This window comes from Oceanobacillus luteolus, from assembly GCF_042678205.1.
Classification (GTDB): domain Bacteria; phylum Bacillota; class Bacilli; order Bacillales; family Amphibacillaceae; genus Oceanobacillus; species Oceanobacillus luteolus.
On the sequence record NZ_JBHUDE010000064.1, the window covers coordinates 1 to 902 of the forward strand.

Genomic DNA, 902 nt, shown 5'->3' on the forward strand with positions numbered 1-902 from the left:
CGAACATATCCGACTTTGTTTTCTACATGTCCTTTTTCATTTCCTTTTCTTGCATTACAGGCTTGCGCCTCAAACCCATAATGGTTTGCGAAACGTAGAAATTCTTCATTGAAAACAGTTTCCTGACCACGCCCCCTTGCCTTTACTACTGCTGCAGAAAGGTTATCCAGGCGAAGGTTTCTTGGAACAAACCCCGTTTGGTTAAAGAGCATTTTAAGACCTTCTAAAAAGCATTCCTGATTTTCTGCAGGCAAAGGAACTGCAAATCCTGCGTTACTATACGGAAAACTCATTACTAATGCATGGATATCTTTTGCTTTACCATCTTCAATTGCTTCGGTAATGCCAAAGTCAATTTGAGCTTCGGCAGGAGGATGAGTCAATCTCTCATATTCCTCTTTCATTTCATCCGATTGATCTAACATTTTTTCTTTCCATTCATTCTTAATGAAATCACAAACGGTTCGATAAGAACCGGGGAATCCTAATTTCTGTAATCCTTCGAAGATATTTTTGTTGTTCCGTCTGGCTTTCTTTTTTAGCGCATAATCTTCGACAAGCCAGTCAATTACAATTTCTCCCCATCCTTCTTGATACATCATTCCCTTTTTCTCAACGATTTTTTCTGTAGGTAATTGATCGCCGTCTGCGTATTTTTTAACAGTTACCCAACTAAAACCAGTACGCTTTGAAATTTCATTGATTGATAGGGATTTTATATTCCTTAATTTTTTGATATGATTGATTTCAGGCATTGCTAGCATCCTTTCACTCTCCCACCATTAGTTGATTCGACACCAATAACGGTAGGGTATTTTGAGAGGGCTGGCAAGCCTTTTCTTTTTGTGCAACCTTCTAACATTTTGGTTGCAATTCTCTTAACTTTTATTTTGCACTAAACA

At 38.0% G+C, this 902-nt stretch carries 1 protein-coding gene; it reads right to left on the minus strand.

Going from position 1 to position 902, the window contains the following annotated elements; genetic code table 11:
• A partial coding sequence (gene istA / locus ACFSBH_RS12125; protein WP_379597739.1) for an IS21 family transposase occupies positions 1-764 on the minus strand: 764 nt, incomplete at its 3' end.
• Between the last annotated feature and the right edge of the window lie 138 nt (positions 765-902).